15 protein-coding genes are annotated in these 13,597 nt (G+C 58.2%); 9 read left to right on the top strand and 6 right to left on the bottom strand.

The genetic code is table 11. The annotated features are described in order from the left end of the window. The 8 genes from RCH91_RS01570 to RCH91_RS01535 all read left to right on the top strand — a co-directional run bounded on the left by RCH91_RS01570 (position 1) and on the right by RCH91_RS01535 (position 7,502). A complete protein-coding gene (locus tag RCH91_RS01570; RefSeq protein WP_306532764.1) occupies positions 1-957 on the top strand; it encodes a lipopolysaccharide assembly protein LapB in 957 nt (318 codons plus the stop codon). A gap of 148 nt (positions 958-1,105) precedes the next feature. Then, complete coding sequence (locus RCH91_RS01565; protein WP_306532763.1) at positions 1,106-1,558, top strand: hypothetical protein; 453 nt, start codon at positions 1,106-1,108, stop codon at positions 1,556-1,558. Between the two features lie 120 nt (positions 1,559-1,678). Then, on the top strand, positions 1,679-2,533 hold the full coding sequence (locus tag RCH91_RS01560) for an ABC transporter ATP-binding protein (RefSeq protein ID WP_306532883.1): 855 nt from the start codon (positions 1,679-1,681) through the stop codon (positions 2,531-2,533). Positions 2,534-2,580: 47 nt separating this feature from the next. Next, complete coding sequence (locus RCH91_RS01555) at positions 2,581-3,576, top strand: DmsE family decaheme c-type cytochrome (protein WP_306532762.1); 996 nt, start codon at positions 2,581-2,583, stop codon at positions 3,574-3,576. A 33-nt stretch (positions 3,577-3,609) separates the two neighbouring features. Then, entirely contained in the window at positions 3,610-5,667 is a 2,058-nt protein-coding gene (locus tag RCH91_RS01550) for a hypothetical protein (RefSeq protein ID WP_306532761.1), read from the top strand. Between the two features lie 106 nt (positions 5,668-5,773). After that, positions 5,774-6,649: an ABC transporter substrate-binding protein gene (locus RCH91_RS01545; RefSeq protein WP_306532760.1), complete on the top strand. Its 876-nt coding sequence runs from the start codon at positions 5,774-5,776 to the stop codon at positions 6,647-6,649. 42 nt (positions 6,650-6,691) lie between these two features. Beyond that, on the top strand, positions 6,692-7,078 hold the full coding sequence (locus RCH91_RS01540) for a response regulator transcription factor (RefSeq protein WP_306532759.1): 387 nt from the start codon (positions 6,692-6,694) through the stop codon (positions 7,076-7,078). Positions 7,079-7,109: 31 nt separating this feature from the next. Then, on the top strand, positions 7,110-7,502 hold the full coding sequence (locus RCH91_RS01535) for a hypothetical protein (protein ID WP_306532758.1): 393 nt from the start codon (positions 7,110-7,112) through the stop codon (positions 7,500-7,502). Positions 7,503-7,538: 36 nt separating this feature from the next. On the opposite strand, the gene RCH91_RS01530 is transcribed toward RCH91_RS01535, so the two are convergent. Continuing rightward, positions 7,539-8,021, bottom strand: coding sequence for a metallophosphoesterase (locus tag RCH91_RS01530; protein ID WP_306532757.1), 483 nt, complete (start codon positions 8,019-8,021; stop codon positions 7,539-7,541). Between the two features lie 156 nt (positions 8,022-8,177). On the opposite strand from RCH91_RS01530, the gene sppA reads away from it, so the two are divergent. Next, positions 8,178-9,083 (top strand): signal peptide peptidase SppA, encoded by a 906-nt coding sequence (sppA, locus tag RCH91_RS01525; RefSeq protein WP_306532756.1) that lies wholly within the window; start codon positions 8,178-8,180, stop codon positions 9,081-9,083. A 67-nt stretch (positions 9,084-9,150) separates the two neighbouring features. Here the strand turns inward: sppA and RCH91_RS01520 are convergent, their stop codons facing one another. The 5 genes from RCH91_RS01520 to RCH91_RS01500 all read right to left on the bottom strand — a co-directional run bounded on the left by RCH91_RS01520 (position 9,151) and on the right by RCH91_RS01500 (position 13,596). Then, complete coding sequence (locus RCH91_RS01520) at positions 9,151-9,714, bottom strand: YcbK family protein (RefSeq protein WP_373694355.1); 564 nt, start codon at positions 9,712-9,714, stop codon at positions 9,151-9,153. Between the two features lie 199 nt (positions 9,715-9,913). Further along, positions 9,914-10,660, bottom strand: coding sequence for a hypothetical protein (locus RCH91_RS01515; RefSeq protein WP_306532754.1), 747 nt, complete (start codon positions 10,658-10,660; stop codon positions 9,914-9,916). A gap of 17 nt (positions 10,661-10,677) precedes the next feature. Continuing rightward, entirely contained in the window at positions 10,678-11,799 is a 1,122-nt protein-coding gene (locus RCH91_RS01510) for a glutamine amidotransferase family protein (RefSeq protein WP_306532753.1), read from the bottom strand. A gap of 40 nt (positions 11,800-11,839) precedes the next feature. Then, on the bottom strand, positions 11,840-13,150 hold the full coding sequence (locus RCH91_RS01505; RefSeq protein WP_306532752.1) for an NAD(P)/FAD-dependent oxidoreductase: 1,311 nt from the start codon (positions 13,148-13,150) through the stop codon (positions 11,840-11,842). Continuing rightward, complete coding sequence (locus RCH91_RS01500; RefSeq protein ID WP_306532751.1) at positions 13,147-13,596, bottom strand: 4Fe-4S dicluster domain-containing protein; 450 nt, start codon at positions 13,594-13,596, stop codon at positions 13,147-13,149. The genes RCH91_RS01505 and RCH91_RS01500 overlap by 4 nt, the downstream gene beginning before the upstream one ends. Between the last annotated feature and the right edge of the window lies 1 nt (position 13,597).

Here is a 13,597-nt window from a genome sequence, read left to right as displayed (position 1 = left end):
ATGAACGCGCAGATGAGAGAGCTTACCCCCATCAAGGGGATCCGCTACTTTTACCCCCCCGACGATGCCATGCTGGTCTTCAAGGATGGCAAGGCCCAGATACCCTACGGCGGCATGCCTGTGCCGCTGCTGGAGGAGGACTTCGCCGCCCTTGACGGGGAACCCTCCTACGATGAGGTCGGCCGGGGGATCTACCAGGCACTCCGGAGCAATCCCGACTGCATCCTCTGTGAGCAGTACGCCGCCCTGCTGCGGGACGCCTACCCCCACTTTCTGGCCGAGCTTGCCAGCAACGCCATCATGATCGACAGCAAGGATGTGGATGTTCCCTACCTGGACCGCAAGATCACCTGCCTGAAGATACTTGCACTCCTGGAACCGGAGAATCCCGGCCTTCCCCTTGAAATAGGCCGAACCTTTCTTGATCGGGGGATGCGGCTGTCGGCACTTCATCTCGCCACAGTGAGCATCTACCGGGCCGAGCATTTCCTCCGGCGGGCTCATACTCTCGCACATGCCGACCTGAAGATCCTCCGCTATCTGGGAGAGGCGTGCTACCTTCTCGGCAAGTACGACGAAGCGGTCGGTTTCTGGCGCGGGGTGGCGGCTTCGCCGGAGGAACTGGAAGTGGGGGGCCTCCGTGACCGTATCGCTCGGATCGAGGCGGGAACGCTTCCCCATATTCCCCCTGTCGACTACCTGGAGGCCATTGGTACGGCCGTGGCAGCTTACCAGATTGGTGATTATGAAGAGTCCATAACCATTCTCCAAGATGTTCTGATGGATCCCGTCTTCCGCGAGGATTTTCCGATCCCGGAGGTCCACTGCCTCATCGGCAAGGGGTTCACGGCACTCGACATGCCAAAGTACGCCGAAGAGGAATTCCGGCAGGCCCTAGCCATTGATCCCTCCAACGAGGAGGCTCAGGCTCTTCTGGCACAGGTTGAGGCGGCATAGCGAAAAACAGGGGGGCTCGTGTTCGGCTTCAGTATTGCAGACTGGATTTTCATCGGCTTGGTAATGGCAACAATCTTCGCCTGTGTCGCCATAAGCGACATGCGCAGGAAGTAATAACTGACCGTATTCGGGGTCAGGGTACCTTTACATGAAAGGCAGCGATATGACGGATGAGGACGACGAGCGTCGGCCGTTGGGTCTTGTGCTCCTAACTGGGCTCTATCTCTTCTTTTTCATCGTGACTGTGTCCACTTACGGCAGTCCGTTCCCGTTTCTCGGCAGGATCTATATTGGGACGGCCGCCAAGGCACTGGTTTTCGTGGACAGCATTATCTGTCTCTACCTCTTTCTCGGGATCATGAAGCGGCAGACCATGACCTGGTACCTGCTCATCGGCTACAATCTGTTCGAAGTCGTAAACACCATTGTGAACCTGAACTTCATCACCCCTGCGGAACTGGAGCGGATCATCGGCGAACGGATCGACCAGGAGGCGCTCATGGTCAACAATATCGCGAGCGCACTGGCGATTCTGCTCCTGACCCAGTATATCTACCGGCACCGGCATTACTTCACGAACCGCAGGAAGTATCTCTTCTGACGGGTGATTTTTCCTATAAATGCTGTACTTGCGGCAGGTGGGGTCAGTCTGCTATCATGCCGAGCCGGTAAGGACGGATTGCCAGTTCCCAGGAGGATGGACGTGTTTGTGAAGTCGCTGATGGAGACAAATGAGGAAAGCGGGCTGTTTCACAAGCTCATGCACGGCCTCGCCGGCTCCATCTTCCATGACGAGGAATCGGGCTGCCGGATCGATTTGAGCGAGACCCGGGGGGTGTCAATCAGGGTCGAGAATCTTAACAAGTACTTCGGGGAGAAGCACGTCCTGAGGGACGTGAACCTGGAGATCCACGACGGCGAAACCTTCGCCATCATCGGCCCCTCGGGAACCGGCAAGAGTGTGCTTCTCAGGCATATCGTCAAGCTGGTGAGTCCCGACAGCGGCGAAATCTATATCGACGGACATCCGATCTTTGCCGACAACGGTCAGGAGGCGTCCGCCAACTACCGCTACAGCATGGTTTTTCAGTCGTCGGCTCTTTTCAATTCCCTCACCGTGGGGGAAAACGTGGGGTTGTGGCTGCGGGAAAAGCGGGTCTGCAAGGAGCCGCGAATCAGGGAAATGATCCATGAGAAGCTGGCAATAGTGGGGCTCGAGGGGACCGAGAATCTCAGGACATCCGAACTCTCTGGGGGGATGAAGAAGCGGGTCGCCATCGCCCGTTCCCTGGCCATGAACCCCGACCTGATTCTCTACGATGAGCCCACCGCCGAGCTCGACCCGGTTACCACGGACGAGTTGGCCAGTACGATTCTGAACCTGAAGAAGTTTACAAAGAACACCACGGTCATCGTGACCCATGACCTGAACTTCGCCCTCTACGTCGCGGACCGGATCGCCATGATGCATGGCGGAACCATCGTCGGTGTCGGAACACCTGCCGAGATCAAGGCGAGCGACGACCCGGTCATTAAATCGTTCATCTACACAACCACCAAGGGGATCAAGGGGTAACCGCAACCTATGTTTGCCATTGACTCATCCACTCAAAGCAGGACCATATGAACTCGTTCCGAAAAATCTGTGCCATTGTATCTTTAGTCGTGGCAACGGCAGGAGCGCTTCTGCTCACGTCCTGTGCAGAACTCAAGCAGGATCACCCCTTTCTGCCTGTCCGCGAATACGAGCGGATGATTGTAGGGCGCCTCGACGCCGAATACGTGGGCACCGACAACTGTGTCTCCAAGTGTCACAAGCACGAGAAGATCACCAGTGACTTCAAGCACAGTGTCCACGGTGAGCAGATAAAACCCGAAACCGGCCTTCCGCTCGTCAACTGCGAGTCGTGCCATGGCCCGGGCAGCCTTGCCATCGAGAAGATCGGCGATGATGTGCAGGAAAACGATGAGAAAAAGGTCAAGTGCGACACGAATACGTTCCTTGACATCAATACCCTCCCCACGCCGGCCCAGTCCCTCATCTGCCTCAAGTGCCACGCGGCGGCTTCGTCGCCGAGCCTGGCCCACTGGAACGGGAGCGTTCATGCACTGAATGACGTGGGCTGCTTCGACTGCCACAAGCTCCACCGGGGTCCTCGCCAGAAAGTGAGTCGGGAAGAGACCGCCGAGCTTTGCTATGGGTGCCATCCGGAAGTCAAGGCAGAGAACAGTCTCTTTTCCCATCACCCGATCCGGGAGAAGAAGATTGCCTGCACCGACTGCCACGACCCCCACGGAGCGATCCAGCCCCATCTGCTCAAGGGGAACACTCCCAAGGAGCTCTGTACCCGTTGCCACATGGAGAAGCAGGGTCCCTTCGCCTTCGAACATGGTGACGTGACTGAGAACTGTGCGAACTGCCACGCACCCCACGGGTCGGTCAATAATTATCTCCTGAACGCGGCCATGCCGTTTCTCTGTCTTCAGTGCCATGCGGGGCATGTGGTAGGGGGAGGAGATACGGCGCTGTACAACAACCGCTGTACCGACTGCCACTCACAGATCCACGGGACCGATATTCCGACGCCCACTGACAAAAAGGGGAGTTTCATCCGGTAGAAGCCATCCGGCCAACCGTAAGGAGTTTGCATTGTGATAAGGCGGGGATACATAGCACGATTCGTGGTGATGGTGGCGTGCCTCATGGCGACTGCGGTCGCTACGGCGGGTGCCGACGAATCTGCTCCCGATTCGGGAACGGATGGTCAGGCCCCTGTTGTTGCGGGACAGGTTGAAGAGGAGGCCTTTGACGAGCCTCCAGAGCAGCCCTACGAGGAGGTTGAGGTCGAAGCCCAGCGTCAAGCGGCGGTTTCAGCCGGATACCGTTTTGTGGGAATCAGGGATGTAGGCGGCAGGGCCGCCGAGTATGACTATCTCCATTCGAGTTTCACGGGCGACGCACGCTTGGTGTATCTTGGCAAGGAGCTGAAGCTTGACGTGGACGGTGCCTTTCTCAATCGGAAAGACTACGTCGCCAACCTCATGTTCGACTATGCCGGCTATTACCGGCTCACTGCGCGGACCGAATCGCTCTACCATAATCTCGATCACGAAACGGGTGATGTAACCATTATTGACGATCTTGATCGTTCAGCCCGCTACGGTATCACCACTCGACAGGATACGGTCCAGTTTCGCTACAAACTGCGCGATTACCCGATTCACCTGAATCTGAGCCACTGGCTCATCGACCGTGAAGGGACGCAGCAGCTGCGCTATGCGGATTTCAGCTTCGAAAATTATTACTCAGCAACCCCCTCTTCTGCCCTCTACTTTCGGTCACGGAAGATCGACCGGTTGTCCCAAGAGGGAACGGCGGGATTCGACGCGCATCTGGGGCCAATCAACGTCGTCTATTCGTTCCAGTTCAGGCAGTTTGACGACAGGAAATCAACACCTACCGATGTATACCAAGCTTTGAGCTCCGGCCTGGCGGAACACAACGAAACGCCCGAAAGCCGCTACTACGCCCACACGGTGAAACTCTACACCTCACCGGCAGGCGGCGTGACCGGAGCCGCCTCCTATTCCTACGGGCGGCGTGAGAACCGCACGTCGCTGACCACTGTTTCGGGTGCAGACAGTGCCCGGGACACGCTTCAAAACGCTGCTGGCGATTTCACGTATTCACCCTGTGCCTGGTTCACAACGGCGCTCAAGTACCGGCACCTGGAGATCGACCGCGATGCCCCGTCGACCCTTATCGTTCCCTCTCTGTCGCCTTCAAGCGTAATGCCACGCCCGGCCATCGACACGCGCCGGGACATCGTTTCGGCCAATTTCACCATCCGGCCGAACACGATTGTAAGCGTCAACGGTGAGTATCGGGGGATGTTCCAGCACCGTGACAACACCGGTTCGACAGCTTCCGATACGACTTGGAACCTGCCGGAGGATTCCGACACCCACCGGGGCAATCTGACGGTACTCATCCGCCCCTTCAAGGGACTTCGCCTGAGGGGACTCTACGAGTACACCACCACCAACAATCCCCTCTACGATTCCGACCCCGAGCGTAAGCACGAGGGGCGGCTGCTCGCCACGTATACGAGTTCCGGCCGCTGGGGCTTGTCGGCCAACTACCGTGTCGCACAGGAATGGAACGACCACATCTCACGAACGACCCATCCTGAACCCCCTCTTGATCCCGAAACCTATGTTCTTCCTCGAACCCGTCATTTCACTCATACGGCCTTGGGCTTTTGGGTGAGCCCCGTTGAGCGACTCACGGTCAGCGGCAATTTCGGTTTTCTACGGACCAGGGCCGAGCAGGCGGTTCTTTTCGCCAGCGTGTTCAACGGCCAGGACGTCGCTTCCGAATACGTCTCCCAAGCCGAAATCTATTCCATTAACGCTGTGTACCGCGCTCTCGACAATCTCGACCTCTCCCTGTCGTTGCAGCAGGTGCGGTCGCGCGCCGAGTTCAAACCCGATGGAGTCACCTCAGGAGGCACATCTACCGATGGCATCCGTGAGCTTTCGCTGGTGAAGACGCTGGAGAATTCCTTGTCGGCCAGGGCCGACTACCAAGTGACAAAGCATATTGGCTGTTCACTGGATTATACCTACCGTACCTACGACAATCGACTGTCATCAGACGGTGAGGGATCGGTACACGCGGTTACCGCCCTCCTGAAGACGACATGGTAGAACTTTTATGTGGTATTGCCCCATGGCACTGAAACGATTATTGTACATTCTGCCGATTCTGGTCTCGGTTATCTGCGCCTCGCCCTCGTTCGCAGCGAGGAAGTTTGTGGCTGCTGTCCTTACCAGCGACATGCCGCGCTACAAGGATGCCTACCGCTCGTTTGTCAGGGCGCTCGCCGCAAAAGGGTACGGCGAGGGGGAGGTGGAATTCGTGACGCAGACTCCGAACCCCGATTTCATCTCCTGGGCCAACAGCGTCAGGAAATTCAACGCACTCAAGCCCGATCTTCTCGTCACCTTTGGTGCCCCTGCCACCATTTCCGCCACGCAGGAGACCGTCAGGGTGCCGATCGTGTTCGCGGACGTCTATGGCCCGGTCGAGACAGGGATTTCGCGCAGCTTGACGAAAACAGGGGGCAATCTCTGCGGCGTAAGCTCCAAGGTGCCCATGGCCATGCTCGTCAAGACCATGATAGAAATACGCCCCATCAGGACCCTTGGAATCCTCTATAACAGCAGAGAGCGCGGTTCCTATGTCCAGATGCAGGAGCTCAAGCGTCTGGCGGCCCAGAAGGGGTTCTCAGTGGTGGAGGCAAACGTTCCGGTTGCCTCGGGTCTTGATGCGGCCCTGGCTCATCTCCTTGCTCAATCCGACTGCCTTTTTGTCTCCGAAAGTTCTGTGGTGGGTAGAGGGATGGAGAGGATCGTGCGCAAGGCGATGGACGTGAAGGTGCCGGTTATTTCGTTGGTGCCCGATGCGTCCGAGAAGGGCGCTCTCGTTACCCTTGAAGCCAGCCCTACAGAGCAGGGACAACTGGCTGCCGACCATGCGGCCAAGATCCTCTCGGGCATCAGGCCCGGAGAGCTCCCGGTACTCACCCCCCGCAAGGTGGAGCTCGTGATCAACCTGAAAAGCGCAAGGATGCTCGATCTCCAGGTTCCGTTCCGCGTGTTGAGTGTTGCCACGAAGGTGATCAAGTGACTGCTGAAATGATAAGTGGCAGCGGAACCGGTCGAGGTGAGGATGGGAAAGATTCTGATCGTCGATGACGACAAAGCGTTCTCGGAATTTCTTAAGCGATATATAAACCAGCACTATCCTGTACTGAAAGTTCAGATCTGTTCGAATCCGGTCCGTGCCCTTCCGATCATCAGCAAAGGGGACGTGGATCTGCTCCTGGTGGATTACGAAATGCCGGTGCTCGATGGGGACAAGGTCGTCAAGTACGCATGCGAGGTGGGGATGGACAAGAGCAGAATAATCGTTCTCTCCAGCCGTGATGCCGACTATCTCCATGAGCATTTTCCCCTTGGCACCTGTCTGGCAGTGATGAACAAGTACGAAGCACGGCAGAAGGCGGTCCTCGACATGGTATTCAGCTCGCTGCAGCGCAAGGCATCGGGGGGATGACAACGGTACTGGTCAAGGGAGGATGCGTTTGATGGGAGCAAAAGAGATAACGGTGGTTTTCTATCGCCAGAATCACGTAAGGGACAACTGGAAGGTGGATCTCGACGGCGTGGAGGCGGAACGCTTCTTTGGCACGCTTGAGGGTGATCTTTCCCGTGGCGGCGTCGTGTTGAAGAGGGCACGCAACGACGCCTTCACCATCGACATCAACAGCTACGCCGACCTGTTGAATGCGGTAAGGATATCCTCACCGGATGACGGCTTTGGGAGCGTCTGCGTCGGGCACATTATTGGCCAGAGCCCCAATCTCGACCTGTTGGACGATATCAGGCGGGCAGTGATGAGGATTGCCTTTGCCCCCGAAACGGTTCCTCCCGAGGATCATAACCGCAAGGTGTGCCACAACTGCGGTTGCGGCTGCTGATCGGAACGTGCCTCGCTTTTCTCGCGGGAGGCGATTTCAGGGAGAGGTCGGGTGCAGGGGGACGATGTCAGCGGAGAGTGTACCTTTTTCCAGGGAGAGAAGGGCGAAACTCGGTTCGCTGTACCCTTTTTTGAGACAACCAGGATTGACGTAAAGAACTCCGTCTATCGTGCAGACGGATTGGATGTGAGTATGACCGTAGAGGACCACGTCGGCTTTCTCTGCAGTGGCCCTCTTCGAGAGCTTGTCCAGCCCCGCCTTTACGCCATAAAGGTCGCCGTGGGTCAGGAGGAATCTCTTTTCTTCAAGTACCAGCATTGCCTCCCGGGGGGTATCTGTCGCGAAGTCGCAGTTGCCGAGAACCTTGGTGACGGTTATGCCGCTTAAGGCCTCCAGGAAGGTGGCATCATCGGTTTCGTCGCCCAGATGAATGATATGGTCGGCATGACCGGCCAAGTCAAGGGCTTGGGCGGCAAGGGCCTGATTACCGTGGGTATCGGAAAAAACAACAATTTTCATGGGTTCATTGTAGCAAAGCGCCCCCATCAGTCAATATGATTATCGCGAAAAAATCCTCATTGTAGCTGCATTTATAAACAGTTACCGAATCTCTCTGCAGAACCGATGCGTGGAACCCGCCACCCGGAGTCCTATACTCTCTTTGTGGAGAACCCCATGAAAAAAAGCCATATCGTGATCGGTGCAATTGTCGTGGCGACCATTGCCCTGCTTTTTGTCCTGTCGGTCCAGGTTGCACGGCTGATCCTGGGAGACGGCCCCACCGTGGTATCCGGCGAAGGTGTCGGGTATGTGGAAGTCAAGGGGCCTATCCTGGAGTCCGAGGAGACCGTCAAACAATTGAACGAGCTGCGGAAGAGGACGAACGTGAAGGCGGTTGTTCTCAGGATAGAATCGCCCGGTGGAGTCATCGGTCCTTCCCAGGAAATCTACGATGCGGTCAAAAAGCTTGCAAAAACCAAGAAGGTGGTTGTTTCCATGGGGAGCGTGGCCGCTTCGGGAGGGTATCATATCGCCGTACCCGCGGCGGTTATCTACGCCAACCCCGGCACTATCACCGGGAGCATCGGCGTTCTGATGAAGCTCTCCAATGTCGAGGGGCTCATGGACAAGGTGGGAATGAAGGCTTTTACGCTCAAGAGCGGGAAGTTCAAGGACGCCGGTTCGCCGGTGCGTGCCCTGACCGAGGAGGATCGGGCCCTCCTTCAGGGGGTGATCGACAATCTCCATGCCCAGTTTGTAAAAGTCGTTGCCGAGGCCCGGAAACTGCCGGTGGAGGAGGTTAGGAGGCTTGCGGACGGCCGTGTCTATACCGGCGAGCAGGCCATGTCTCTCAAACTCGTGGATCGGCTCGGCACCCTCGAGGATGCCGTCGAGGAGGCGGGGCGCCTGGCAGGGATAAAGGGAGAGCCGACGCTGATCATGCCGCCGAAAAAGCGGAGGTTCCTCAGGGAACTTCTACTCGAGGAAGCTTCGGGTATCTTCCATGAGGCGGTGCGGCGCGAGGGGGGATTCAGCGTCAATTATGAACTTGATCCGGTCGTGGGTGATGCCGGCCTCTGAACGCACGACGATATGTCAGCGGCACCATTAACGCATGCTTTGGGGTTTGAGAGGGAGCTCAGTCCCGTTACCAGGTTCTGAAGCTGCCAGAATCAATATGAACGAACCCAGAGCCAGGGTAGAAGCCGACACCGCCCATGTGGAGGCCGACGGCCGCTTCCCGGATACTGGCGATGTTCTTGCCGGGGATTGAGATGTCAATGGCTTTGCCCGAAAGGTGGAGGCTTTGCCGGGCAACCCCATGGCCGCTTTCTCGCAGGAGGTTGTTGTAGAGAGGCGAGCGGTAGGCTGAGACGATATGGATCTCGTTGTTGCCGCCGAGCTTTTTGTCCACGAGGTTCAGGTATTCGAGGGTTTTGACATCCATTACCGTCGTCTCGTTGGTGTAGTGGCAGCGAAGGATCCAGTTCATGGTATTCAGGGCATCCAGATCGTAGTTGCCTGCGGCATCCCTGAAAGCCAGGGAAATGCGTTCGCGGGTGTGGGTGTTGAAGAGTGTCAATTGTCCGGGGGGCAAGAATTCTGGTGTTGACTCGAAACGTCCGAATGCCGACCCTACTCCCATGAGTGTCAGGGCGCCTGTAAGGGTGGCCTTGAGGAAGCTTCTCCTGCTTAACATCTTGAAATCCATAGTTATTTACCTGCCTTGTTTGTGTGCTGCGGGGAAACGGTACCAGAAATGGGTTTTGGGTGTCAACCGTTTCGACCTGTTGCCGCTCCCTGCAGGCCCTGGCGGGGCTCTTCCCTTGAAACGTGCTCCTGCTAATAGTGCAAAAGGAAGGCCAACGGCCTTCCTTTTGTGCGTTTCAAGGTAAAATAGCGCTCACGCCTTAGCGGGGCATGGGGCAATAGAGGTTACCGTAGGGGCGACTGCTCCGGGGGAGAATCTTCACGAACTCCTCCTTTGCCACCCCTGCGTAATCGATGTCGAAGTCGTTGCAGTACTCCCTCAGATACCCTTCCAGTTCCTGACGGTCTTCATCGGTAAGCTCAAAGACCCCCACTTCCTGGGAGAGCTTCCTTTCGTCCACGCCGCCCCGCACGAAGATGGTGCCGCCGTGCATGCCGGTGCCGAAGCGGAAACCGTGCTTCGGTTTCTCCGGTTCGTCGCTGAACATGTCGAGGAGAATGAGGACACCCCCCGCCATGTACTCGCCGAAAAAGTCGCCAGCCTTGCCGCCGGCGATCAGGACCGGCTTGTTCGACTCATAGGATTTCATGTGGATGCCGACCCGGTATCCCACGTCCTTGCGGATGTGGACCCGGCCGCCACGCATGCCGTAGCCGAGAACGTCCCCCGCGTGGCCGTGGACGATGACCTTGCCGGCATTCATGGTGTTGCCGATGTTGTCCTGCGCGTTCTCGTTGACGATGATGGTGGCACCGTTCATGAAGGCGGCCAGATCATTGCCCGGAACGCCGTTAACGGTGATGGTAACCGGTTTGTTGATCCCGTCGCCGATGAAGTACTGGCCGTTCACGTTATCGAGGACGATTTCCGTGGCCCCTTCGGCCACCGCCTCGCGTATTTTCTGGTTGAGGTCTCGGTAGTAGAGACCCTGAGCGTCAATTTTCATGGGTGTGATCCTCACTGTTAAGCTACGCCGGGGTTCATCTTGGCAATGACCGGCTCTCCGCCGCGGGGCGCCCAGACCTTGTCGGGTTTGGGGCAGATCTCGCGGATGGCCGCCTCTTCTGAGGCCATGTAGACGAAGTCGTCCTTGGTGGCGCAGACGAGGGGGCGCAGCTTCACCCGGTCGTTGAGACCGATGAGCCCCTCGTTGCTGGCGAAGAGAATGGCGAAGGGGCCGTTGAGCAGGGCGCTGCCGTAGCACTGGCGGATGGCGGTGAGAAGCTGTCGTTCGTCCTCGGGAAGGGCGTCGATGATGTCCCAGAAGGGGGAGGCCATGGCAAGGCTCGCCAACTCCGGGGTGAGACCGTGCTTGCGGATCAGCAGATCAAGGGTGTAGGCCACGACTTCGGTGTCGGTGAGCATGGTGCAGAGGTAACCGTACATCTCCAGGTAGCGCTTGTTGATGCCGTAGGACGAGATTTCGCCGTTGTGAACGATGGACCAGTCCAGCAGCGTAAAGGGGTGGGCGCCCCCCCACCAGCCAGGGGTATTGGTCGGAAAGCGGTTGTGGGCGGTCCAGATGTATCCCTGGTACTCTTCCAGGCGGAAGAAGTCGGCGATCTCCTCGGGGTAGCCGACACCCTTGAAAGCCCCCATGTTCTTGCCGGAGGAGACCACGAAGGACCCCTCGATCTCGTTGTTGATGAGCATGACGTGGCGGACGATCACGTCCTCATCGGTCATGTTCTGGAACTCGACCGCCTCCTTGTACTCGGCGGTCTGGAGCGGCTTCACGAAGTAGCGCTTGAAGGCGGGCGGGTTGGCGATGGCCGGCGTCCGGCGGGTCGGGATATCCTCATAATGCTCGATGTAGAAGTGCCGCTCAAGGTACTCCTCCGTGAGCTGGAGCGCCATGCCGTTCTCGTACATAAGGTGGAAGGCATAGAACTCCTTGTACTCCGGGTAGATGCCGTAGGCGGCAAACCCCCCGCCGAGGCCGTTCCCCCGGTCGTGCATTAGGGCGATGGACTTGATGATGACGCTCCCCTCGACCAGGTTCCCGGCGGTGGAGATGAAGCCGGTGAGGCCGCAGTTGGAGATGTCTTTCTGAAAGTAATGGGTCGGTTTCAATGTTCTGGTCATGGTTTAAACCTCGATCTGGTCGTCGCGAAACGGTGCCGGGTCAGTGACCGACGGCCCGGGCCGGCTCGTCGGCACCTGTCACCTTGCCGACGGGGGCGAAGAGCGCGGAGCGGATATCCCGCGGGAGGTTGACGAAGCCGAAGTCGGGGGTGAGGAGTTGGTCCTTGAAGGAGGTCACGTCAATCCGGTCGCGGATGAGCCCGGCGAAGATGCCTGCCCGGTCCACGGCCCCCACGATAACGGCGCCGGCCAGGAGCCCGTCCTTGAGGACGATCTTGCGGTACTGGTAGTTCTCCAGATCCTGATAGGTGAGAATCTCGTATTCCTTGGGCTCAACAGGGTTCGTGATCCCCATGGAGATGGTGGAAACCTTGAAGAGTTCGATGGAGTTCATGGCAATGCCGCCCGGGTAACCCTTTGAACCGCCGGCCATGGTCACTCCGGCGATGTCTCCCTGGATGTAGGCGTCGGGCCAGATTGGCATCGGGTTCTTGACGCCGGAGAAAAAGTCCTTGGCCTCGGCCACGTCACCGGCGGCGAATACCCCCTTCACATTGGTCTCCATCCGGTCGTCCACGACGATGCCCCGGTTTACTTCCACGCCGCTCCCCTTGAGGAAGCCGGCCGCCGGGCGCACCCCGATGGCGACGATGACCGTGTCGCAGGGGATGAAATCTCCCGACTTGAGGGTAACCCCGGTGATGACGGCACCTTCCCCCTCGATCCGGACCACTGTGTCCTCGGTGATGACATCGATGCCGTTGGCCTTCATCTTTTTGGCCACCACCCGCCCGGCGGGTCGGTCGAAGGCGGCGGAGAGGATCCGGTCGGCCAGTTCCACGATGGTGATCTGCTTGTCGAGGAGATGAAGACCTTCGGCGGCCTTGAGGCCGATGAGCCCTCCACCGATGACCACTACCTTCTGGATGTCGTTGGCCATTCCCTTGAGCTTTGCCGCGTCGTCCCAGGTGGTGAAGGTGAAGATCCGGTCCTTGCCGGCCATCCCCTCGATGGGGGGGACAAAAGGGTCGCCGCCAGTGGCCACGAGGAGCTTGTCATAGGAAATCACGTCGCCCCCGGCAATGGTCACTTTGCCGTTTGCGGTGTCGACACCCACCACTTCCGCGTTGAGCAGGAGGTTCACCCGGTTCTTCTCATAGAAGTCCTCGGGAAGGTAGGGCATCCGCTTTTCCGTGATGAGGCCCCCTAGGAGGTAGGAGATGAGTGGGCGGCCATAGGCCACGTGGCGCTCCCGGGATATGATGGTGATGTTGCCCTGCGGATCGGTGCTTCTGATCCCCCGAACGGCGCCGACGGCTGCCACCGAGTTGCCGATGATCACGTAGTTCATTTCTGGCTCCCCTCCTTGTAGACGAGCGCCCGGTTGGGGCAGGCATCAACGCAGGCCGGGCTGGTGCGGTCCGGGCAGAGGTCGCACTTGTTGGCCTTCTTCTTCGTGAGGTTGCGCTGCACTGCGCCGTAGGGGCAGGCCATGACGCAGGACCAGCAGCCGACGCACTGCTCGGTGTCGATCCGGACCACGCCGCTGTCATTCTTTTGGATGGCGCCGGAGATGCAGGCCCGCATGCAGTCGGGTTCGTCGCAGTGGCGGCAGGTGGTGGAGAAGGATACGACCCCTCCGTCCCACTCCTCGACGGTGCAACGGGAGATGGGGCGATTCTCCTCGTGGAGAAATGCTTTGACAGGGTTCTTGGATTGGGAGTGCTCGGTGATGCAGGCCACCTCGCAGAGGTGACAGCCGATGCATGCGTCTTCGATCATGTAGATGCGCTTCATA

The organism is Geobacter sp. (assembly GCF_030834625.1).
Classification (GTDB): Bacteria; Desulfobacterota; Desulfuromonadia; order Geobacterales; family Geobacteraceae; genus Geobacter.
Note: the sequence above shows the minus strand (reverse complement) of the source record. Positions and strands in the feature narration are given on the sequence as shown.

Bases quoted from the DNA above. Each gene is read 5' to 3' on its own strand.
- RCH91_RS01500 (WP_306532751.1), bottom strand. From the start codon at position 13,596: ATGAAGCGCATCTACATGATCGAAGACGCATGCATCGGCTGTCACCTC.
- RCH91_RS01540 (WP_306532759.1), top strand. From the start codon at position 6,692: ATGGGAAAGATTCTGATCGTCGATGACGACAAAGCGTTCTCGGAATTT.
- RCH91_RS01510 (WP_306532753.1), bottom strand. From the start codon at position 11,799: ATGACCAGAACATTGAAACCGACCCATTACTTTCAGAAAGACATCTCC.
- RCH91_RS01520 (WP_373694355.1), bottom strand. From the start codon at position 9,714: ATGGATTTCAAGATGTTAAGCAGGAGAAGCTTCCTCAAGGCCACCCTT.
- RCH91_RS01515 (WP_306532754.1), bottom strand. From the start codon at position 10,660: ATGAAAATTGACGCTCAGGGTCTCTACTACCGAGACCTCAACCAGAAA.
- RCH91_RS01530 (WP_306532757.1), bottom strand. From the start codon at position 8,021: ATGAAAATTGTTGTTTTTTCCGATACCCACGGTAATCAGGCCCTTGCC.
- RCH91_RS01555 (WP_306532762.1), top strand. From the start codon at position 2,581: ATGAACTCGTTCCGAAAAATCTGTGCCATTGTATCTTTAGTCGTGGCA.
- sppA (WP_306532756.1), top strand. From the start codon at position 8,178: ATGAAAAAAAGCCATATCGTGATCGGTGCAATTGTCGTGGCGACCATT.
- RCH91_RS01560 (WP_306532883.1), top strand. From the start codon at position 1,679: ATGGAGACAAATGAGGAAAGCGGGCTGTTTCACAAGCTCATGCACGGC.
- RCH91_RS01565 (WP_306532763.1), top strand. From the start codon at position 1,106: ATGAAAGGCAGCGATATGACGGATGAGGACGACGAGCGTCGGCCGTTG.
- RCH91_RS01535 (WP_306532758.1), top strand. From the start codon at position 7,110: ATGGGAGCAAAAGAGATAACGGTGGTTTTCTATCGCCAGAATCACGTA.
- RCH91_RS01570 (WP_306532764.1), top strand. From the start codon at position 1: ATGAACGCGCAGATGAGAGAGCTTACCCCCATCAAGGGGATCCGCTAC.
- RCH91_RS01505 (WP_306532752.1), bottom strand. From the start codon at position 13,150: ATGAACTACGTGATCATCGGCAACTCGGTGGCAGCCGTCGGCGCCGTT.